23 protein-coding genes are annotated in these 21,189 nt (G+C 38.0%); 6 read left to right on the top strand and 17 right to left on the bottom strand.

Going from position 1 to position 21,189, the window contains the following annotated elements:
* Positions 1-45: 45 nt before the first annotated feature.
* Positions 46-672: a nitroreductase family protein gene (locus FZC76_RS11085; protein ID WP_148988248.1), complete on the bottom strand. Its 627-nt coding sequence runs from the start codon at positions 670-672 to the stop codon at positions 46-48.
* 200 nt (positions 673-872) lie between these two features.
* Positions 873-1,949 carry a YqcI/YcgG family protein gene (locus FZC76_RS11080; RefSeq protein WP_187442041.1) on the bottom strand — a complete coding sequence of 359 codons (1,077 nt, stop codon included), beginning with the start codon at positions 1,947-1,949 and terminating at the stop codon, positions 873-875.
* A 128-nt stretch (positions 1,950-2,077) separates the two neighbouring features.
* Between FZC76_RS11080 and FZC76_RS11075 the strand changes: the two genes are divergently transcribed.
* Both FZC76_RS11075 and FZC76_RS11070 read left to right on the top strand, forming a co-directional pair.
* A complete protein-coding gene (locus tag FZC76_RS11075; protein WP_148988247.1) occupies positions 2,078-2,707 on the top strand; it encodes a LysE family translocator in 630 nt (209 codons plus the stop codon).
* A gap of 57 nt (positions 2,708-2,764) precedes the next feature.
* The gene (locus FZC76_RS11070) at positions 2,765-4,099 is read left to right on the top strand and encodes an alanine/glycine:cation symporter family protein (protein ID WP_148988473.1); all 1,335 of its coding nucleotides are present in this window, start codon (positions 2,765-2,767) and stop codon (positions 4,097-4,099) included.
* Positions 4,100-4,287: 188 nt separating this feature from the next.
* Here FZC76_RS11070 and FZC76_RS11065 read toward each other — a convergent pair whose 3' ends face one another.
* The 3 genes from FZC76_RS11065 to FZC76_RS11055 all read right to left on the bottom strand — a co-directional run bounded on the left by FZC76_RS11065 (position 4,288) and on the right by FZC76_RS11055 (position 5,867).
* Positions 4,288-4,632, bottom strand: coding sequence for a hypothetical protein (locus FZC76_RS11065; RefSeq protein WP_148988246.1), 345 nt, complete (start codon positions 4,630-4,632; stop codon positions 4,288-4,290).
* Between the two features lie 73 nt (positions 4,633-4,705).
* Positions 4,706-5,161, bottom strand: a complete 456-nt coding sequence (locus tag FZC76_RS11060; RefSeq protein WP_148988245.1) for a GNAT family N-acetyltransferase — start codon at positions 5,159-5,161, stop codon at positions 4,706-4,708.
* 211 nt (positions 5,162-5,372) lie between these two features.
* Positions 5,373-5,867, bottom strand: coding sequence for a hypothetical protein (locus FZC76_RS11055; RefSeq protein ID WP_148988244.1), 495 nt, complete (start codon positions 5,865-5,867; stop codon positions 5,373-5,375).
* Positions 5,868-6,015: 148 nt separating this feature from the next.
* Between FZC76_RS11055 and FZC76_RS11050 the strand changes: the two genes are divergently transcribed.
* The gene (locus tag FZC76_RS11050) at positions 6,016-6,642 is read left to right on the top strand and encodes an alpha/beta family hydrolase (protein WP_148988243.1); all 627 of its coding nucleotides are present in this window, start codon (positions 6,016-6,018) and stop codon (positions 6,640-6,642) included.
* Positions 6,643-6,750: 108 nt separating this feature from the next.
* Here the strand turns inward: FZC76_RS11050 and FZC76_RS11045 are convergent, their stop codons facing one another.
* Both FZC76_RS11045 and FZC76_RS11040 read right to left on the bottom strand, forming a co-directional pair.
* Positions 6,751-7,440, bottom strand: coding sequence for a hypothetical protein (locus FZC76_RS11045; RefSeq protein ID WP_148988242.1), 690 nt, complete (start codon positions 7,438-7,440; stop codon positions 6,751-6,753).
* Positions 7,441-7,474: 34 nt separating this feature from the next.
* The gene (locus FZC76_RS11040; protein WP_148988241.1) at positions 7,475-7,867 is read right to left on the bottom strand and encodes a DUF2085 domain-containing protein; all 393 of its coding nucleotides are present in this window, start codon (positions 7,865-7,867) and stop codon (positions 7,475-7,477) included.
* Between the two features lie 538 nt (positions 7,868-8,405).
* Here FZC76_RS11040 and FZC76_RS11035 point away from each other — a divergent pair.
* The gene (locus FZC76_RS11035; protein WP_148988240.1) at positions 8,406-9,887 is read left to right on the top strand and encodes an esterase/lipase family protein; all 1,482 of its coding nucleotides are present in this window, start codon (positions 8,406-8,408) and stop codon (positions 9,885-9,887) included.
* Between the two features lie 44 nt (positions 9,888-9,931).
* Here the strand turns inward: FZC76_RS11035 and FZC76_RS11030 are convergent, their stop codons facing one another.
* The gene (locus FZC76_RS11030) at positions 9,932-10,396 is read right to left on the bottom strand and encodes a YjdJ family protein (RefSeq protein ID WP_148988239.1); all 465 of its coding nucleotides are present in this window, start codon (positions 10,394-10,396) and stop codon (positions 9,932-9,934) included.
* Between the two features lie 123 nt (positions 10,397-10,519).
* On the opposite strand from FZC76_RS11030, the gene FZC76_RS11025 reads away from it, so the two are divergent.
* Positions 10,520-11,239: a DUF459 domain-containing protein gene (locus FZC76_RS11025; RefSeq protein ID WP_148988238.1), complete on the top strand. Its 720-nt coding sequence runs from the start codon at positions 10,520-10,522 to the stop codon at positions 11,237-11,239.
* Positions 11,240-11,434: 195 nt separating this feature from the next.
* Here FZC76_RS11025 and FZC76_RS11020 read toward each other — a convergent pair whose 3' ends face one another.
* From FZC76_RS11020 to FZC76_RS11010, 3 genes are read right to left on the bottom strand one after another with little or no spacing between them, the layout of a single operon-like run.
* The gene (locus FZC76_RS11020; RefSeq protein WP_148988237.1) at positions 11,435-12,166 is read right to left on the bottom strand and encodes a DUF5694 domain-containing protein; all 732 of its coding nucleotides are present in this window, start codon (positions 12,164-12,166) and stop codon (positions 11,435-11,437) included.
* A complete protein-coding gene (locus tag FZC76_RS11015; protein ID WP_148988236.1) occupies positions 12,156-12,581 on the bottom strand; it encodes an NUDIX hydrolase in 426 nt (141 codons plus the stop codon). The genes FZC76_RS11020 and FZC76_RS11015 overlap by 11 nt, the downstream gene beginning before the upstream one ends.
* A complete protein-coding gene (locus tag FZC76_RS11010) occupies positions 12,578-13,363 on the bottom strand; it encodes a Nif3-like dinuclear metal center hexameric protein (RefSeq protein WP_148988235.1) in 786 nt (261 codons plus the stop codon). Before FZC76_RS11010 ends, FZC76_RS11015 begins: the two co-directional genes overlap by 4 nt.
* Positions 13,364-13,660: 297 nt before the next feature.
* On the opposite strand from FZC76_RS11010, the gene FZC76_RS11005 reads away from it, so the two are divergent.
* Positions 13,661-15,592 carry a S8 family serine peptidase gene (locus FZC76_RS11005; RefSeq protein ID WP_187442040.1) on the top strand — a complete coding sequence of 644 codons (1,932 nt, stop codon included), beginning with the start codon at positions 13,661-13,663 and terminating at the stop codon, positions 15,590-15,592.
* A 520-nt stretch (positions 15,593-16,112) separates the two neighbouring features.
* On the opposite strand, the gene FZC76_RS23030 is transcribed toward FZC76_RS11005, so the two are convergent.
* The 6 genes from FZC76_RS23030 to FZC76_RS10980 all read right to left on the bottom strand — a co-directional run bounded on the left by FZC76_RS23030 (position 16,113) and on the right by FZC76_RS10980 (position 20,869).
* A complete protein-coding gene (locus FZC76_RS23030; RefSeq protein ID WP_187442039.1) occupies positions 16,113-16,265 on the bottom strand; it encodes a hypothetical protein in 153 nt (50 codons plus the stop codon).
* Between the two features lie 142 nt (positions 16,266-16,407).
* Entirely contained in the window at positions 16,408-18,339 is a 1,932-nt protein-coding gene (locus FZC76_RS11000; RefSeq protein ID WP_148988233.1) for an endonuclease MutS2, read from the bottom strand.
* 410 nt (positions 18,340-18,749) lie between these two features.
* A complete protein-coding gene (hepT, locus tag FZC76_RS10995) occupies positions 18,750-19,163 on the bottom strand; it encodes a type VII toxin-antitoxin system HepT family RNase toxin (RefSeq protein ID WP_148988472.1) in 414 nt (137 codons plus the stop codon).
* Positions 19,156-19,557 carry a type VII toxin-antitoxin system MntA family adenylyltransferase antitoxin gene (mntA, locus tag FZC76_RS10990; RefSeq protein ID WP_148988232.1) on the bottom strand — a complete coding sequence of 134 codons (402 nt, stop codon included), beginning with the start codon at positions 19,555-19,557 and terminating at the stop codon, positions 19,156-19,158. Before mntA ends, hepT begins: the two co-directional genes overlap by 8 nt.
* A gap of 115 nt (positions 19,558-19,672) precedes the next feature.
* Positions 19,673-20,341 carry a DUF421 domain-containing protein gene (locus FZC76_RS10985; RefSeq protein ID WP_148988231.1) on the bottom strand — a complete coding sequence of 223 codons (669 nt, stop codon included), beginning with the start codon at positions 20,339-20,341 and terminating at the stop codon, positions 19,673-19,675.
* Positions 20,342-20,404: 63 nt separating this feature from the next.
* A complete protein-coding gene (locus FZC76_RS10980; RefSeq protein WP_148988230.1) occupies positions 20,405-20,869 on the bottom strand; it encodes an NUDIX hydrolase in 465 nt (154 codons plus the stop codon).
* Between the last annotated feature and the right edge of the window lie 320 nt (positions 20,870-21,189).

Raw genomic sequence — 21,189 nt, 5'->3', positions numbered from 1 at the left:
AAGGACTCACCTCCTAAGAAAGTGAGTCCTTTTGATCATAACTACTTAAAACGTTTCATAAGTTACAACTTCGTCAAGTGGGAATCGCAATGTACCGTGTGCTTCTGCAGCCGCTTTTCCAACAGATATTAACATGACAGGGACATAGCGCTCAGGGATATTAAATTCTTTTCTGAATGCTACTTTATCGAATCCACCCATTGGTACGGTGTCATAACCCTTTTCTTTTGCTGCTAGCATCAATTGCATAGAAGCAAGTGCACCGTTCATAACCGCTTCATCACGCGCAAACTGATCATTTGTGTATGCTCCATGAATTTGATTTGTTAAGATTTCTTTAACTTCTGGAGTCATGAAACCTTTCTTCACCACTTCTCCATATACTTTTTCCGCATTATGATTAGCTTCTAGGTCACCTAAAACTGCAATAGTTATAGAACTATCCACTACTTGCTGTTGATTGTAAGCAATTGGTAGTAGCTTTTCTTTCTGACTATCGGATTGAATGACGAGGAACTTCCAATGTTGTAGGTTCCATGAAGATGGTGCCGTAATGGTTGCCTCTAATATGTCTTGAAGATCCTTTTGCGGCATATCATATTGTGTATATTTACGTACAGAATGACGTTCTTTCATCGTTTGTATGGCTGATTTAGTAGTTGTGTTATTCATGAAGAACTCTCTCCTTCTTCTTGTTGAATTTTATTACTAATTATTTTTAACACACGAATATCTCAATGTCAAAATATATACTTTCGAGATAATTGGAAGTTTCAGCTACCATTAGAAAGTTATGGAATACCCACTTATATATATTTTTCCCCTTAAAACAGAAAAACTCCATTCCAATAATAGAGAATGGAGTTAGTACGTTATTTCAAAACCGCAATGACATATAAGCATCCATCAATTCCTGCTAAGGAACCGTGTACCGTGTCTTTTGGTAAGTAGATCCGATCCCCCTGTTGACAAGTAATGAGATCACCACCCACCTCCATTGAAACACTGCCATCCAGTATATGTAAGACCTCGTTTGTTGGATGGGTATGAGTGGGATGGGCTTTGAATGGCTCATCTTTCTGAATTTCCACATATCCTGTTCCCTTGATTGGTAACAATTCCATCGTTACTTTTTCAAGGCTGCCACCTACCCCACGTTCTACTTTAAATTCTTTAAAATCGGAGGAAAAAGAATAAGCAACTTTTTCAGTATTACTTTTTTCTTTCTCCAAGGACGCGTGAAACGGACATTTTGTAGTTTCCACATTATTATCATCCATTAAGAAGTACTGCCTCCATTCTCTTGTCTCTGTTTTACCATACCAATTAAGGGAAGGGTGAGCAGGCACACTATCATACACTTCCAAACGATCCCTCACTGTTTTTTGGAACAACTTTCCAATCTGGGTTTCTCCACTTATACCGTCAAACACCCATCTTGGCTGAAAAGTAATCATAAACGTTGCAGCTTTCCTACTTGCCCGTTTTTCATGTACAGGAGTGTTACATACAACGAATATGGGCTCATCATGAAAGGAAAATTCCCATAAATGATGATCTGGGTCTGCTGGAATATTTTGCGGCCATTCCTTCTCATCCAACTGATGGAGATGTTGAAGTATACCCCAAAATTGTTTTTCATACTCTTCCAACGTTTTTTTCTTTTCTGGCTTAAAGAAAGCAACAAACGAGGTGTTTTTTCCAAGTCCCCTCGCTTCTTCAAGATATAACTTCAATGCATCAGCCAAATCCTCCATTGCATTGGGACAAGTTGGGCTTTCAATAAACGTAAAACGGAGCGAACCTTGTTTAAATCCTTCTACTCCAAATATACACGGAAACGGACGATTCTCCGATATCATATCCTTCGAAAATTCAGAGAAGACATGTCTTCCCCATGGAGGAATATTCTCTAGTGAATAAAATGCCTCCAAATTTAACTGCTGCATCCATTCTCCCCCTTTACTTTAACAAAGTACTAATTATAAATACGAACAAATCTCTCCATCTATGCATGAAACGACTTTACTTTTACATATAAATTTATGGACAAGTCTTGTAGTTAGGAGTAATTCACATGGATATTATTTGGACCGTCCTTCACTTTATGGTACTTGGAATAAGCTTGGCCGCTCCAGTTGGGCCAATAAATTTGGAGATGATTAAACGAGGAATTTCATCTGGATTTTATGCATCATGGCTTGTGGGACTAGGTGGTATGACTGCTGATATCATTTTTTTATTGATTATCTTAATTGGAATGGCTCCCTATCTCCAAATTGAATGGGTGGAGTTATGCATGTATGGGATAGGAGGAAGCTTGTTGCTATACCTTGGTATTACCACTATCTATGGATCATTTGCCAAAAGGAGAATTCTTGAACTTGGACAACCCACTCAGAGAAATTCGTTCATTGTCGGTTTTAGCATTGCTGCCTTTAATCCAATAAACTTTGTATTCTGGTTTGGAATTTTCGGTTCTTCCATCCAATCCCTCTCCGAGAAGAGTTGGATCATTGCTTTGATCGGTTGCCTCTCCTTATTACTCGGAGTTTTTCTTTGGAATTTAAATATCGCTTTTACCGTTCATTTTGCCCGTGCGTTCATAAAGGAGAGAATACTTAAAACAGTTAATTTTGGTGCGGGTATTTTTTTAACAGCTTCCGCGTTCCCGTTTTTATCCAAATTCCTAAACCTCATTTTATAGAATAGATTCCTCCCTTTTGAAAAAGATAGTTTAGAGGGGGGAATATAATTGAAACATATGCTATCGACGTTCACTGAATTTATCTGGGGTTTCCCGATGATCATTCTTTTTGTGATTGCTGGACTCTTTTTAACCGTCAGACTTGGCTTTCTCCCTTTTCGTTACTTTCCTCATATTGTAAAAATGACACTAGGTCAAATAGGGAAAAAAACAGAGGGTTCAGCGGGAGGAATCAGTCCGTTTGCCGCTTTTACTTCTGCATTAAGCGCCACTGCTGGTGCAACCAATATTGTCGGTGTTCCGGTTGCGATCGCTTTTGGAGGTCCAGGGGCTTTGTTTTGGATGTGGATTGTAGCGTTTATTGGTATGTCCACCATTTTTGCAGAGCTTGTATTAGGAATTACATACCGTGAAAAAAATAAAGAGGGAAAATGGGTTGGCGGTCCTTTTTACTATCTTTCCAAAGGCTTGCGCTGGGACAAACTTGGCTGGTTTTATGCATTCGGATTGATGCTTGAGGTGGTACCAAGTGTCATGGTTCAGTCCAATAGCGTAAGTGTACAATTGGAAAATGAATACAATATCTCGTTGTTAGTGGTAGGAATTACTTTGGCCATCGCTACTGCCTTTATCGTGTTTGGTGGCATAGATCGTATCGGTAAAATTAGTTCAAGATTGCTTCCCATATTTGTTCTTAGCTATGTTGCCTTAACATTAACTATTATTTGTATGAATATCGGCAAGCTTCCAGGAGTTTTTTCCATAATTATTCAGGATGCTTTTACTCCAACTTCTGCTGTGGGAGTTTTTGCAGGAGCAACTGTCGTTCAGACTATGCGATGGGGTCTGGCGCGCGGACTATACACCAGCGAAGCCGGCATGGGGACATCTGCAATCGCCTACGCATCTGCTGAGACGGACCAACCAGTAAAACAATCATTCTGGGGGATGATTGCGGTAATTATCGATACCTTGGTCATTTGCACCCTCACCGGGCTTACAGTATTGATAACAGATGTCTGGAAAGAAGTAGGCGTGAAAAAAGCTGCTTCTATGGTGTCTTATGCAATGAAAACTACGTTACCAGATTGGCTCAGCTCCCTTTCCATTTCCGTATTTCTAGTGTTCTTCGTCTTGGCTACCGTTGGGGTAATTATCTTCTACGGGGAAAGTCAAGCAGAATTATTATTCGGTCGGAAAATGCGTTATGTTATGAGATTCGTTTATTTAGCTGCAATTATTATTGGTGCTGTTGGGGGATTAAAGTTTGTATGGGAACTGTTGGACTTGCTGCTATTCTTCATTGTGGTACCGAATATAATTGGGATTGTGTTTTTGAGTGGTGTGGTGAAGAAGGCGAAAGATGAGTACCTTAAGGAGTTTGTGAAATAATGTTAGGATAAAAGGTGCCACCGGAAGGGGATGAGCACCTTTTACTGGTTTAGTCTTTAGTCCTTTTCATTGGACTAGATACTGTCGGGAAATTAAAAATACAATCCAAACTGTACACTTTACTGTCCAAAAACTAGTAAATACATGCGATCCGACAAAAGACGCCATAACTTCCAATACTGTTTCCTTTATGTACTTTCGATATATGCGTTTTCCTTAAATAGCAACTCACCCACTGGAAGGTCACACATTTTAAAAGCGCCTCTGAATCTGCGCTCCAGTCCCTCTTTGAATTCCCCATACAATTCCTCAGAAATGGAAGTTTGCCAGGCAAACCGGTAATGCAAAATCTCGTCATGTTCCAATTTTTCGAGAGGATTCAATGCCATTCCCATCTTAGTTGAACTAGCGTTTGATTGAGCAGCTAAATTAAGTAAGAACACTTCAAGGATTTTAACTTCCCTGTCATTTAGATCATGATCATTCATTTTTACTTTTACATCTACCATTGCAATACTAATAGCGAATTCCACCTAACTACTTAAATTTTGTCGCTATAATAAATTCGGCAAGTTAGTTAACAATACCTTCCTATTTTTCAATATTTTATAATTTATATCTCATAAAAACACAATTAGGATCCTCTACGTAATCTGCAAACGGCTCACAAAACTCAAATCCATAACTTTTATATAGTTTTTGTGCAGGATAAAATGCCTCCATTGAACCTGTTTCTAGATATAAATTCTGATACCCACGTTCATTAGCCTTATCAATAATGGATTGAAGAATCTGTCCTCCAATCCCCTTTCGTAAGTGACTCGAAGACGTACGCATGGATTTAACCTCACCACTCATTGCATCCAATTCCTTCAATGCTCCACATCCAATAACCTCTTCACCATCCCATACACTCCAAAAAGTAACATCCGGTTTTCTCAAAGCATCTAAGTCCAAATAATGGTTGCTTTCTGGTGGAGAGAGCAGATTTAAATTTCTCATATGCTCCTCTACAAATGCAATGACAGCTGGGTGTGTAACATCATCAATTTTTATTTTCATGTTCGTTTCTCTCCTTTTGCTTTGTTTCCAAACTTATCTCATTGTGTTGAATTTTTTACTTCATTGCTAAACTTTTTTAGTTGTATAACTATATAAATGTTAAAACACATAGAGGCAATCAGAAAAGTGTAAAGCATGATTTCTATCCCCATGCTACCGAAAAGAACAGAAAACGAAACTACTAATATTGCAAGAATAATTCCATTAAACATCATCTCTCCTCCTTAAGTGAAACTGCATGGTTAGGGAATGTTAAAGCTATGGAAGCACCCGAAGAGAAGATCACTTCAAAGGAAAGTGTGAATGGATCTACAGTGAGAAATTCTTCGTATAACCATTGATCTATATCACGGTTCATTACAGGTTGTTCGTTGTGATAGTTTTCATGATGGTATTCAAACGAGGACACATCATGAAATACTAAGATAATCTTACTTAAACCACCATCATTGCTCAAAGTAAATCTTAAACCCATTTTCCGGAGGCTTTTATGCTCTAATTCCCAACTTAATAATTGATAATCATGAAAACCAAGACCAGAAAAATGTTGATAGACATCCATTGATATTTTGTTGGCCAATGCTTTATATAACGCCCTATAATCCAAAACATTTTGATTCCACTTCTTCTGAATCTTTTCTTGTTCTAATTCGCTTATATTCTCATTGTTTTGCGCAAGGAATAATTCATAAGCAAAATACTTCATTTATCCTTCTCCTTGTACTGCATCTCACAACTTATTTTAGCATTAAATTCCAATAACAGACTATAAAAATAGGATCCTGATACAATTTTTACCTAATCTGCTAATATACATGATATAATTCTCTCAAACTTATTTCTGGGGTGAAAAGATGATATTAGAAAATCAGAAATCAGAAGTCAAAGTATTTCCTACTAATTTTATGAAACAAAAAGAAACATCTACAAAACTTGCCATCATTTTACCAGGAGCAGGTTACACTTCTCAAGGACCATTGTTGCACTATTCTTCCGGACATTATTTCAATAAAGGATATGATGTCCTTCAGGTCAATTATCGGTTTAGCGAAGAGGAACTTAACCCTTTTGATGCAGATGGATTTACTGCTAATGTTCTACATACATTAGAGGAAAACCTGAAACATAAAGATTATGACCAATGCGTAATGGTAGGAAAATCAATTGGTACTATAGCATTGTCAAGGCTGATGGAACAAGCAGCATACAAACATGCACATCTAATATGGCTCACTCCATTGCTACATAAAGATGATGTATACCATGCTATGTTACAAAATGAAAATAATGCCCTTTGTATTATTGGGGACAATGACTTCTGCTACAGGGAAGAACGATTTGCCAACCTAAAGTCTAATCCAGCATTAAGAACACTTTTGATAAAAAACGGAGATCATAGTCTTGAGAATAAAGAGGATGTATTAGGTTCCATTGATATACTTAAAGATGTGATAGACAGTGTTATCCAATTTTCAAAATAACTGTTCCCAATACGGTTTCTTGTACCTTTCTAGATATTTGAAGATAATAAAATACATCAAAGAGTATCGATGAATTCCAATCATGCAAATAGGCATTGCTAAGCTGCCTTATTTTCGTTCCAATATGCTTTTTATTTGATCGGTATACATCCTATCCAAACTTTCTGTTGTGTAATGAAAATTATCCATGCTTGATTTTTTAGTTATCCCTATCTCTATTAAACGGACATCAAGTTTATTCAGAACATAGGTCGGATGTTCATCTTCATTTTCATAACCGCCAGCTTCATCATTTAAATCTATCATCTTTCCATCAGTGAGCTCGATTTTATAATAAAAATCCCCTTTATTATGTGTGAAGGGAAAGTAATACCTATCACCACGAACACCAGCATCTATTTTGACCACATCAGTAAAGTCATACTCCTTCCCTTGTGGATGCAGGAATGAATGATCAATGATTTTCTGATCTGTTATTACTGTCACCGAAGAAAAGATAATATAAAATCCAACTATATTAGTTACGATGAAGCTGATCCACAAAACTCTACGCTTTCTAGTGGCCTGAGTTTTCTCCCTGTATTTCCTATAGAAAAAATATAAGAATATAAGAAATAAATAGAGACCAATAATGATCATAAATCTAGAGGCAGGGTATTTAAATACCCATAGCATATAATCCTCAGGTACAAAAACCAAGTATTGAAGATAACCTATAAAGCTGTATAGGAAAAAACTTAAAATTAGAACCACTAAACATCCTAGTAAGTAAACTATAGCTCGCCCTACTGTTTTCATCCTCTTTTCCCCATCTCAAATAAACTGCCAACACTTAAGCCATAAAAGAATTTAAAAGATTAGCAAAACCCTTAATTGCTCGATGAAACTGAAAAGAACCTGCTACAATGATACAAGACATACCTATGCCACTGATTAACCCAGTTAATGATCGAAGGAAATTGTTGCTCACTCTCCAGCCTCGTAGCTGTGTATATCCATCTGCAACCATTGGAATGTTAAGGAGAACACCAACTACAAGAAGTTTTATAAACGAAACGTCTGCCGCCAGCCATAGTAATGGAACCACAGCAAGGTAACCTAGCAATATGGACATACATCTGTAGCACATAGGGAATTGCCTGCCCCCTATGACAAGTGAACGATCTTTTCTTTTATGGCACGGAAAGAATCGCAAAGTCATAACTGCATGAATGTAATCATTCATCTTTCTTTCCCCTTAATTAAATGGATTGCAGTCACATTCTGTGCAATCCAATCCACTTGATTTTCCTGAAGACCCTGGAAGTGGAATATCACAATAGTAACAATCACACCATCCGTCACTTCTATTTTTCTTTCCGCTTCTTTTCATATAGTAATGAATGCTCGCAAACAGTCCAATCATACTTAGTACGAGAAAAATAATACTAGCTATTAGCTCTGACGTTGAACTGGCTACGGCAATGCCATATATACTACCAATTGAAGTTATACATAGTAAAGCCCATATAATAAAAATCATTTGCAACCCTCTTTTGTTGTAAGTTAATTTGTTGAATACGTATATCCCCCACCCCATACAATTCTTTCAATAACTTAAAAACCCTGCTTCTTTTTGTCGAATATGTATCTTTTTTCCTATTAATATAGTAACTACTCCAAGTCCTTCCGCTCATTTTATGAAAATCTATTCTGAAAGTGTTCCCTTTTCCGATAGAATAGATGGGGAGATATCTCCTAATTTATTCAAGAGGAGTGTTGAAATGAGAAGGTTGGTGATCTTATTGTTAGTAGCAATGCTAGTTGTACCAGTATCCGTTAATGCCGGCACCATTGGTGGGAAAGACAATCCTGGTGGTGTGCCTGGTCAGTGGTATGTGGGGGATACACCTAGTAACGTCGATCCGAACAAGCCGGTTCTTGTATTCGTCCACGGAATTAACAGCTCATCAAAGACTTGGTGGGAAAACAATAATATGTATCAAACAGCTTTGAATAACGGATATGAGACAGCGTTTATTGATGTTCATCCTGATAAAAACATGTGGGATAATGGAGCCATCATCAATAGTCGAATCCGTGATATATCCAATCATTTCAATCAAAAGAAGATAGTGATTGTTGCGCATAGCAAAGGCGGCATTGATGCACAAAACGCCCTTGTTCATTATGGCGCGCATCCTTATGTTTCAAACCTCATTACTCTGTCCACCCCTCACTATGGCTCACAGCTAGCAGACCTCGCTTACAGTGGCTGGGCTGGTTGGCTTGCAAGTATTCTTGGTAGTAAAAATGATGCAACCTACTCACTTCAAACTGGTTATATGAATAGTTACCGGCCTCAAATAGATAATCATACAAATAGAAACCGAAATAAAATTTACACCCTAGCAGGAACTAGTTGGGGCGGGTTCGGCTCTGCTCTTTATTGGGGTGGATTATACTTAAGTTCTTATGGATCTAATGATGGTGCGGTTACCGTCAATAATTCCCGTCTTACGTACAGCACCCAGGTTCGGGTAAGCAACTGGAACCATACCACAGTCCGTGAAGGGGGTACGTTCCAATACTTCCGTCCATACCTTACTACTTCTCAAACAGCCGGTTTTTCACTTGCCGAGGCAGCTGCAACAGTAGAACCTATGGAACAGGAGCCAATCAACATAAGTGCACTTCATCGTGGCGGTCAGTTCCAAAAAGAAGTGAAACAAACCTTTACAGTAGAGGAAAATGTACAAAAGATTGACCTTGATTGGCTGAGCGACAAGCAAACTAAAGATATTAAAGTTATTAGTCCGTCCGGAAAGGTATATACGACTTTTGTCCATTCCATCGATCAGGAAATTTTTAAAGGCGGACACCACCACTCTTTCCAAATCACATCACCTGAAAAAGGGCAATGGACCGTAAAAGCTAAAAAAGATAAAGCTGCTTATTTAATGACTGTTGGTTTCCATACAGATCTTAATGAGGAAGTAGTACTAGAAGATGCTACATTTGAACTGAAGAACAAAGGGCAAAAAGTGAAAAATATGAATGTAGATGTCAAAATCAATAAAGATGGGAAGGCTAAAGCAGACTTCGGGATGAAGGTTCCTAATAAAGGTAAGGTAGACGTAGACTTTAAAGAAGAAGGCGTCTACACCATTACTTTAGATGTGAAAGGTACCACCAAAAACGGCAATTCCTTTGAACGGACGATTGTAAAATCGTTTTATGTTGATAAGAATGGCAACAGATATTGATATGAAGAAAGTGCTCTTCCGTTTTTGGGAGGGCACTTTTCTTTTCAGTTTAGTTGTGCTTTTCTAAAATGATGGATGGCCGCAGAACCTAAAAGCAAGAACCCAATTAGTATTAGTGAAAGCATAAAGACCCTAGCACCAGAAGTCGGTGAACTAGAAATTAATCCTGCTCCAATAAGTAAGAGTACACCCAAAATACTTACAAACAAATTTCGTTTTGTTCCAGACTTAAGAAATTTAATTCCTAATGTGAAGACCATATAAATAAAACTTACCATCATGATAACCGGAAAGATCGGTTTAAATTTGATAGAGTACACAAAATAGTCTAATTGAGCTATATTTTCCCGTTCCACTTCCCCATCATGAATCCATGAAGTAAATACTGCAGTGTGTTTCCATTCGAAAGGATTATCTACCAACTCGCTCCCTTCATACCATGAAGCAAAAGTGGCGATGCAAAAAAACATAATAGCCAAGCCGAACGAAATTGTTCTTTTATAACTCATAACCTTCCCCCTTACTAGAATGTTCCTATAAATATAAACGATTCTGATAATGAAAAAGTTTCAAACAAACTGTTTTAATATTTTTGCAATAGGGAACTACTACAACATTGAGGAGGTTCACCTATGAAGAATACAATCACCTATGCTTCCGCATTAATTGTGGTTTCGCTTATTGGGGTGGGCTTTTATAGTGGCTATCAAGAGGAATCTAAAACTAATGTACTTGATCATTCACCAAAGACAATGGTTACACTGGGTGACTCATTAACATATGGAGTCGGTGACAACTCCGGCGAAGGATACGTAGAAAATTTGGAGAAGTTGATCCAAGAAGAAAAAAACGCAAATATTAAAGTGAAAAACTACGGTATCCCTGGACAAGAATCAGACGGTGTCGTAAAGCAAGTGAAACTTACTAACATTCAGGAGGACATCCGCAACGCTGATTATATCATACTCTTTATTGGCACCAATGATCTCATTCAAAGCAATGGTGGCGACTTAAAAGGAATCAATGAAGAAAAAATAAAGGAAGGCGCTATTGAATACGAGAAGAATGTTCAAGAAATTCTTAAGACCATCCGTCAAGAAAACAAAGATGTTCCAATATTATTTCTCGGGCTATACAATTCTTATCCGGATTCAGCTGAACATGAAAATATCATTGTCGAGTGGAATGAAAATAGCCAAAGACTAGTGGATGGCTTTAAACGCATCAAATTTATTTCCACTAATGATCTTTTTAAGGAGAAGTCAAAGGAGTATTTCAGCGATTCCTTGCACCCTAACGCTAAGGGATATGATTTGATTACTGAAAAGATTATTGATGAATATGATTTTTAAATTTACATTAAACAGTTGATCTACGTTGCAGGCGCTTCGCTTTCCATGGGCGGTCCGGAAGCCTCCTCGGGCATTCGCCCTGCGGGGTCTTCCATGTCCCTTCCTCCCATAGGAGTCTTCGCGCCTTCCACTACGATCAACAAGGTATTACACTCTCCTATAATTAATGCCAATAAATGACTACTTTAGCTCTAGTTACACCTCGACATTTTCAATTTTAAATACTCCCCCTTCATAAATTAATTGATTCAATAGGTAAACATGCCCTACTCCATATATGACTAATAAACGATCATTTTCACTGGCCAAGCTCTTTATGTTTTTATAAATTAGTAAGTTACGATAATACCAATAATTTGCGACCCACTTAGCACCTATCGGATTGTCATTATCTACTATCATCGCCATATCCATATATATTTGATGGCTCTTTCTAACTTGTTCAGTATCATTTAAAAATAATAGATATTCCCAGATTGTAGAGGTCTGAGATTTATTATTGGCTTCATCTATCACTTTTTCTATATCCATAAATATTTGCTTAGAATTTTGTGTTTCTTGCTTTTGCATATACCCGAATATATCTGGTACACCTTCATCTTCGTTCCAATCCACTGCAAAAATGTTTTTATGACCTAACTCTTTTGCTAATTGGAATCCGATTTGATGCCGTTCATTAGCTGATAACTTTAATTTTCCATCTAGATATTCTTGAAATTCTTTTGTTAAGTTTGATTGATACTTTAAGGGATACTCCAATAGTATTTTGGTAGGGGTGTATTCTTTCAAAGTAGTTAAGACATTGTTTATCTCCAATTGTTTCTCTGATGTGAAAATGTCCAACTCATCCGTTCTTGCATAATCTTGAACAGCAGACTTTTCAAAGTGATCGGTACCTAAAATCATGATTGAAGGTTTATTGGACATCGGTTTTCTCTATTTCTGCTTTATTTTTCCGCCCTAATTTTTTTATAATATTAATATCTTCAGGATAAGTATGTTCAATTTTCTCAAGGTCATAGATTGATTTCCAGCTTACTTCCATGATGGTGTTATCTGGATCGTTTATCCCCTTACTCTCTCCCAATTTTTTTACTTTATAATAATGAGTAAGAACCTCAAAATCCTTGATAACTTTTTCTTTGATGAAAAGTTTCTCCACGATATTAATTCTATATCCTGTCTCTTCCATCACTTCTCTAATGCAACATTCTTCAGGTGTTTCACCAATTTCTATGCCACCAGAAGGCACAGCCCAACCCACATTATCATTTGCTCTCACCATCAGCACTTCATCCTTGTCATTTATGCAGATTCCAGCTGAACCAAGCCACTTTTTCATAGAATTTTATCCTCCATTCTCTCGCTATGATTTAATTCAAAATGCTCCTCCTGCAGCTTTATGATGGAAACCCCTTCTTCCGCTTCTTTCACTCTCAGTGCCAAACTCTCTACCCCAAAGATCTCCGTAAAGATATGGCTTCCAACAAGTAGGTTTATACCTGCAAACTTAGCATATTGAATGGTATATAAACTTGCCTCTCCAGTTATGTAGGTATCGCAGCCCTGATCTAAGGCAAATTTTATATGATTGGTGGAATGCCCTGCACCTGTCAGTACACCAACCTTTTTCACCTTATTCTCGTGATTTTTCCACACTCTTACAGGCTCTTCCAGTTCAGTTCTCATAGTCTCTACCAAGCTCTCGAATTTTTCACCTTCGTTAAACTCTCCTATACCAGGTACACTAGAGTTCCTATACTCTGAGAAACGTATGATGTTATCAATACCAATCCTATTCATCAATGACGTGCATGTACCAAATTCAATATAATCCAATGGACCATGTATCCAGAAATGGCTTATGTTATATGCTTTTAACCTCTTCATACATTCATCTTTTAATCCATAAATAAAATCCCATGCGTCATGATGGGTTATGATTAAGTCGACCTTTGCGGCTTTTGCCTGATCAATCACTTCGATTGAAAGGTTGGTTGAAAATCCAATTGTCTTAATCATGTTATTGGAAGTGTTGTTAAATCCATAATCGTCTTTGAATTCTTCTAATAATTCTCTAGGAAAAAGCTCATTGATAATGGCTTTAAATTTTGTGATTTTCATAATTCCCTCCCCCAAATTCGCATACTAATCATTTCATTTATACCAATTATTTCAAATTGGAATCATTAACTCAATACTTATTTCCAATTATATCTAAACAAGTTTAATAGATAGCTTGGGTAAACAGCTCTATTTCTATATTATAATAGTAAATCTACAAATCTTTTCCATTGGGAAAATAAATGCTTATTTCTGCTATTATTGCGGTCTTTTTTTCTGAATTTTCCCAATATAAATTCTTCTTTTACTATGCTAAATTATTCTTGTGTTACCAATTGAGAGGAGATGAGCATGAGGATGAAGAAAAAGAAACAATCTAAGAAAGTATTTTTATCCGTTTTATCAGCTGCAACCATTCTATCAACTGTTGCGCTAAGCAGTCCATCAACTGGGGGAGCAAGCAACTTTGAACTAGATTTCAAAGGAGTTAGCCAGATTACAGATAAGAAAGCAGTTTCTAAAAACGGAAAATTAGGTGAAGCTTCTTTTCTAGCAGATACAGAAAATGTTAAAATTCCAAAAGGCCTGAAAAAGAAGCTAGAGGTCGTGCCAAAAGACAATAGCCTGTACATTGTGCAGTTTGATGGTCCTATTTTAGAAGAAACGAGAAAAGAGTTGGAATCTACTGGGGCAACTATTGTAGATTACATACCAGACTATGCATACATTGTGGAATATAAGGGCGATGTTGCGAAGGCAACGAAAGGCATTGCCCATTTAGAATCAGTAGAGCCGTATTTGCCTCTTTATAAGGTCGATCCACTATTATTTACAAAAGGTGCTTCTGCTTTAGTAAAAGCTGTTGCACTTGACGCAAAACAAAAAAACAAGGAAATGAACTTCAAAGGCATAAACGAAATTGTTGAATATGCAGCGAACAATGATGTTCTTTATATCTCTCCTAAACCGGATTATAAGGTGTTGAATGATGTTGCGAGAGGGATTGTTAAAGCCGATGTTGCCCAGAGCAGCTATGGGTTATACGGGCAAGGTCAAACAGTTGCTGTTGCGGATACAGGACTTGATACTGGCCGTAACGACAGCTCCATGCATGAAGCTTTCCGCGGTAAAATCACCGCATTATATGCTCTAGGAAGAACCAATAATTCCAATGATCCGAATGGTCACGGTACTCACGTTGCTGGATCTGTTCTTGGAAATGGGACAAGCAATAAAGGAATGGCACCACAAGCAAACTTAGTATTTCAATCCATCATGGATAGCGGCGGCGGATTGGGAGGCCTTCCATCTAACCTGAGCACTTTGTTCAGCCAAGCTTACAGTGCCGGAGCAAGAATTCATACGAACTCATGGGGTGCTGCGGTAAACGGTGCTTACACGACAGATTCCAGAAATGTCGATGACTATGTTCGTAAAAATGATATGGCGGTTCTTTTCGCAGCTGGGAATGAAGGGCCAAACAGCGGTACCATCAGTGCACCTGGTACTGCGAAAAATGCAATTACAGTCGGAGCTACAGAAAATTATCGTCCTAGCTTCGGGTCTTACGCGGATAACATCAACCATGTTGCACAGTTCTCTTCCCGTGGACCGACTCGTGACGGCCGTATTAAGCCGGACGTAATGGCTCCAGGAACATTTATCCTATCAGCACGTTCTTCCCTTGCACCGGATTCTTCTTTCTGGGCAAATCATGACAGCAAATATGCGTACATGGGTGGAACTTCCATGGCAACACCGATTGTTGCAGGAAACGTAGCACAATTACGTGAGCATTTTATCAAAAACAGAGGCATCACACCTAAGCCATCTCTATTAAAGGCCGCTTTGATCGCTGGTGCAACGGATGTGGGTCTTGGTTTCCCTAACGGCAACCAAGGTTGGGGCCGTGTAACATTGGACAAGTCTTTAAACACTGCATTTGTGAATGAGACAAGTTCCCTGTCTACAAGCCAAAAGGCAACATATTCTTTCACAGCAACAGCAGGCAAGCCACTTAAAATCTCTCTAGTATGGTCTGATGCTCCTGCAAGCACATCTGCATCTGTGACGCTGGTAAATGACCTTGACTTGGTAATCACTGCTCCAAACGGCACGCAGTATGTAGGAAACGACTTTACGGCTCCTTACAATAATAATTGGGACGGCCGTAATAACGTAGAAAACGTGTTTATCAATGCTCCGCAAAGTGGGACATATACGGTAGAGGTTCAGGCATATAATGTTCCTCAAGGACCACAGGCGTTTTCATTGGCGATTGTAAACTAATTTTGATTTAGGGTAGACCACTGTGATCGAGAGTGAGAGCTTTCGGTTGCAGTGGTTTTTGTTTGATTTCTTGGGCTTTGGTTGGCTGTATTAAATGAATGTTGCTCTAATTAGATGGTACATTAGCTTCGATTTTCTCCATCTTGGTAAATGTCCGAAGTTTTTGTAAAGTTGACCGAAGATTGCGCCATTTTTGACCGAAGTTTCTCCAAAGTTGACCGAAGTTTTTGTCTTTTTGTCCAAACCAAAAATTTGAATGGCCGAACCTCGCTTGATAGTTGACCGAACACCGCCAGATCTTGTCCGAACCAACCACTATTTCGCCCTTGAAATGTCCGAATAACTATGCAATTTGGCCGAACCATTTTTTCACACATAAAAAAACCCTTTTTCAACCTCTTTTCGGCCTATTTTTCAATCCTTCTATCACAACACCATCTACCAATATAAAAAAGCACCTAGAAGCAGACCGACTACTATTTAAATAGCCGCTACTCCCAGATACTTTTATTCACTTAACCTATTCTTCGTTTGTTTCCCCAGTTTCAGTATTCGTTTCATTTTGTTCCATGTTCGTTTCGTTGTTGTTCATTTCTTCATTCTCAGCGGCGCATCCAGTTGCAAGAGCTAATAATAAAACGGAAGATGATAAAGCTAGTAACATTTTTTTCATGATTGAACTTCCTCCTTGAGCTATGCTTGTTTTAGTGGACTACAAGGTTAATCATACAGAAAATTCAGCCAAAGAAAAGGTTTTTTACCAATAATTCACATCAATTAAACAATGTTTACGTACGCTTTACATCCCCTAAATATCAGTCGTCTGACTCCTCTAAGATAACTTCATCTACATGGCGTTTCTTCATTTTATTTCGGAGCTTACGGTTTTCTTTTGATTCAAAGACGATATCCATATCATAGTCTTCCGTATATAAATCCTCCGCTTTAATATAGAGGGAAAGTCGCTTATGGTTAAAAGTTTCTAGGCTTCCTTTTACCATTACTTGCACATCCCCTTTCTCATCAGCAGGTTTAAAGACAATACCGAACTCACCGATAGATGGAATCTTTACATTGTCCCCTTTCTTAAAAATGATTTCCTGCTTTGCTTTTTCTTTTTCTGGATGCTTCATCTTTCTCACATACTTCTGGTTCATCGCTAGTTGCCTGTCTAGCTCATGTCTTTGCCTATCCGATTTATCGGTGTAATCTTTTGTTTCTTTGTACGTGATTTCATGTGCCCGTTCGATCAACTTAGGATGCATGCCCAGACGCAACGCAATAGCAAAAGCTTGACTATCTCCACCTTTTCCAACAATAAGACGATAAGTCGGCTTAAGTGTCTCCACATTGAATTCCATCGAGCCATTACAGAAGCCTTCATGCTCATTGGCAAATTCCTTAATTTCACTATAGTGGGTGGTGGCCAACATCGTTGTTCCTTTATTATATAGCTCTTCTAAAATAGAAGTTGCAAGTCCCATCCCTTCTGCCGGGTCTGTTCCTGAACCGAGTTCGTCTAGCAGCACCAATGTCTGCGGTGTAGACTCAGCTAATATTCCAATAATGTTTTTCACTCTGGATGAAAAGGTACTTAAAGACTGTTCAATACTTTGTCCGTCTCCTATATCTACCAAAACCTTATGGAAGATTGCTATCTCGCTGCCTTTTTCAGCAGGAATGTGCATGCCACATTGGGCCATCAAAGTCAGGAGTCCAACCGTTTTAATTGTTACTGTTTTTCCGCCTGTATTGGGACCTGTGATTACGAGCGCGTCGTAATCCTCACCAATAATCAAGTTTAACGGTACTGCATTTTTTCCTAGTAAGGGATGTCTGGCACCTTCCAATCGGATAACGTGGTGTTCATTTATCTTTGGTGCTGTGCCATTTAGTAATAAGCTGTGCTTTGCCTTGGCAAAAATCACATCATAACTGACCATCAAATCCATTGCCAATTTGATTTCTTTTTCATGCTCCTGGACCAAACCAGTAAGCGCAAAAAGTATTTGCTCCTCCTCTGCCTCTTCTTGAAACTTCAGCATACTGATGGAGTCCTGAATGATGCTAATTTCTTCTGGCTCCATGTACACGGTAGATCCCGAAGCAGAAACATCCAGAACCGAGCCCTTAATATTATTTTTGTATTCTTTTTTGACCGGAATGACATACCTACCGTTTCTGGTACTAACAAGGTTTTCCTGCAGAAACTTACTGTACTTTGTCGATTTCACTAGCTGCTCAATACGATTCTTGATGCGCTCCTCCAAGGTAGATATCTGCTTTCTTACTTTTAGCAGTTCCTTGCTTGCGTAATCGTCCACCCTTCCATTTCGAATACAACGAATTATTTCTTCCATTACATGAGAAAGCTCCGAAACAGAGTAAATATAGCTGGTGATGACAGGTGCTACGTACTCTTTATCCTTCATAAAACGTTTGAGCTTTTCAATGGTATCTAGGAAATCATGTAGTCCCATCAGTTGGTCTGGTCTGAATGCAATCCCCTTGTGAAGATTTTTCAAGATATACTCAATGCCTTGCAGACCGTGAATTGGTACACTTGAACTAATGGCAAGTATCTTTATTCCTTCTGTCACTTCGTTTAGCCATGCTTCAATCTGTCTTTTATTAATGGATAGCTCTATTGCCAAGACAGCGTTTTTTCCTGGCTCTGATATCGCAAAAGATGCCACGTCTTTCTTTAAATCTGTAAATTGTAAAGCCTGAATTGTTTCGTTGTTCACTGTATTTTCCTCCTAGTAATTAGTAAGCAGTTTTTTGGATGCAGTCACTAAAACCGTGCAAGGAAATGCTAAGAGCAGGGCGAAAAAGATTTAAGCATATAAAAAAACACAAAGAACAACACTCGTCCTTTGCGTTTTGAATGGTAGTTTTTAAATGGAATGCACGATAGGTAGAAAAATACCTATACTTATGCTGTAACTATCATTTTATGGAGCAGGCGCAAACCCGTGTTCTTAACATTCCGCTATGAGATAAAAAGCGTACTCAAACAGAGCTCGACAATATCGAACTTTTTCCTCATATCGCACGTATTTGATTACGTTTAGTTAAGAACTACCTTTTCCATAAAACAAACTCCTTCTGTTTGAAGATACTTACATTATAATGGATGAACTTTCAAAAGTCACGCCTAATTATTTTTTACATTTAATATTTGCTTTGTAAATTCTAAATAGTCTTCAAGATGTTTCTCGACAATTACTCTTACAATTTCTAAGTTAATTTCTTGGTAGTCATGAACTGCTATGTTACGAAATCCTACCATTGCCTTCAACCGTAAAGACAAATTTTCATTAATGATAGTATGCGAAGACAAATAATCAAACGCATCTCGACTTGATTGAGGAATACCCAACTTCTTTTCGGATACTACATGCATGGCAATATCTATACTTGCTTCACATGCTCGTTGGATATTCAGTATGATAGAATCTTGCTTTGTAAAATTCTTTAGATTTAATGGGTCATTATCATATTCTTCTCTAATTCTTTTAATACACCGCTCTATCGTACTTATTTTATTTAGAATAATATCCTTATTCATAAACTCTCCCACTTTCGGTAACTCGATCGAGAATCCTCTTTCTTTCCTCATTTAACATTGCATACTTTTTATAGGTGACCATTTCAAACAAAGCCTGTCTTTTCTTATCGGACAAATATATTACTTTTCCTTTGGTTATAATTTGCATTTGAAAAACAGTAGATGCTTGCGTAAGGTCAACTAAATCCACGTCTTTATTAATATGACTTGCTAATTTCTGAGCAAGCATATACCTTTCGTAGTGATCCAATTTCTTGCTGCTCAGATAAGCGACATCTACATCACTACCTGGATGAGTCAACTCTGGTGTAGTTTGAGAACCAAATAAATAGATAACTTCTGGGCCTAATTCTCTGACTAAGAAGTCTACAATAGTATTCTCGTCAACCATCATCTTCCCTCCATCCCAACACAATTTTATGTAAATCATACCACATCTCATTATTCTTTCCACATATATCCTCAAGCAAAACGAAACTCCTGTATAAACAGGAGTACATTCGATTCTATTATTGTATGTTATTCCTTTTATTAATGATCAATTTCTTTGTTTTCTCGTTAACATAGGCGTAAAGTATGTCTTTCACATCGATCTGTCGAATTGTTAAATGGTCTAATAGCCATTCTTTGGATCTGTCCAGCAGTTTTAGATTCTTGTCTTGAATTTTCCCATCAATGATAACTGAAATTGGCAATCCCTCATCATCAATAGATATTTCAAGATGTTGTACCGTCACAGGGGTGTTTTCGGGCTTTGGAATGATACTTATCTCCCCAATTGGTTCTAAAATGGCATAGTCAATGTCAGAGATTTTTGGGTACCCTTTACTTCTTAGGATGGAAAGCATCTGGGCGATGGAAACCATGGATTTTTCCATATTATCCTCTACTATTTGTCCATGCTTAATGAGGATGGTCGGTTCTCCCAGAAAGAAGCGGTTGCCCCATTGCCAAAGTGTCAGTTTCGAAAATATTATGTGGATGGTAACGAGCACAGCAAGTGCACCAAGCGTCGGTAGGTATTCTGTGCTGATTAGCGGTTCTGATGCCACTGTTCCAACGATAATAATCGCTACTAAATCATATGGAGTCATCTGTACGATAGTGGATTTCCCCATTAATCTCATAATGGCAATCGTAATTATGTATATGGTCAATATTTTCAGGATTAAAATCATGGTTAACTCCTCATATCTCTTTTCGAAATATGATGTCCTGATTTCCTGATAATATCCAGTGATTTAGTTGCTTACTATTAGATGCTCGGTTGTCTCAGGTACTTTCTTTAACGCCTTCTTCAAAAATTCGGGGTACAATACTACATCTTCTAACTCTGAAATTGGTACCCATTCATAAACCAACCTTTCTCCTTCCACCCCATGAAACGATTCATTAGGTAGAGCTTGTTTATCATCCGTTGAAACAAGATAGTAAAAACCTATTTCATGCACTTTCTTCGCACGGTATTCAAAGAAATTCTCCACAATCCAAACCAATCGTCCGACCTGTACGGATAGGTCGAGTTCTTCTATAAATTCGCGTTGCAGGCTGAGGGGGGATGCTTCGTTCATCTCCACTCTTCCACCTGGAAGCGACCAGATTTTGTCACCGCTTGCTCTGTGAAGGAGGATATGGCCTTCCTGTATCCAGACGCCTGCCACTCTGTAATTGAAAACGGCTTTTTCTGTATGGAAAACAACGTCCATTTTATGCGCCTCCTTTGAGATCGTTTATTATGGTTGCAATTTGTTCAGTCAATGCTACTTGGCTGCTAATAATCCAAACCAAAAATGCAATCAATACAATTGAATAGAATATTACGTACCTTTTCCAGTTATTTTCAGGCCGAAATGGCTTATAAGTGTTTTTGAATAACAACAAGAAAAATACCAAGCAAAAGACATATGTCACATTCCAATAAGCATTTGCTTTTGATATCAACTCTATTGCTTGTATTGCTTCATTGGTGGGAGTGTTTATCACTTGCTCCTTTATTATGTAGCCTTTTTCAATGGTCAGTTCTCCA

It is taken from the genome of Sutcliffiella horikoshii, assembly GCF_008180725.1.
In the GTDB taxonomy this organism is placed as follows: Bacteria; Bacillota; Bacilli; order Bacillales; family Bacillaceae_I; genus Sutcliffiella_A; species Sutcliffiella_A horikoshii_B.
The sequence above is the reverse complement of the archived record's forward strand: the minus strand, read 5'-3'. Positions and strand labels throughout refer to the sequence as shown.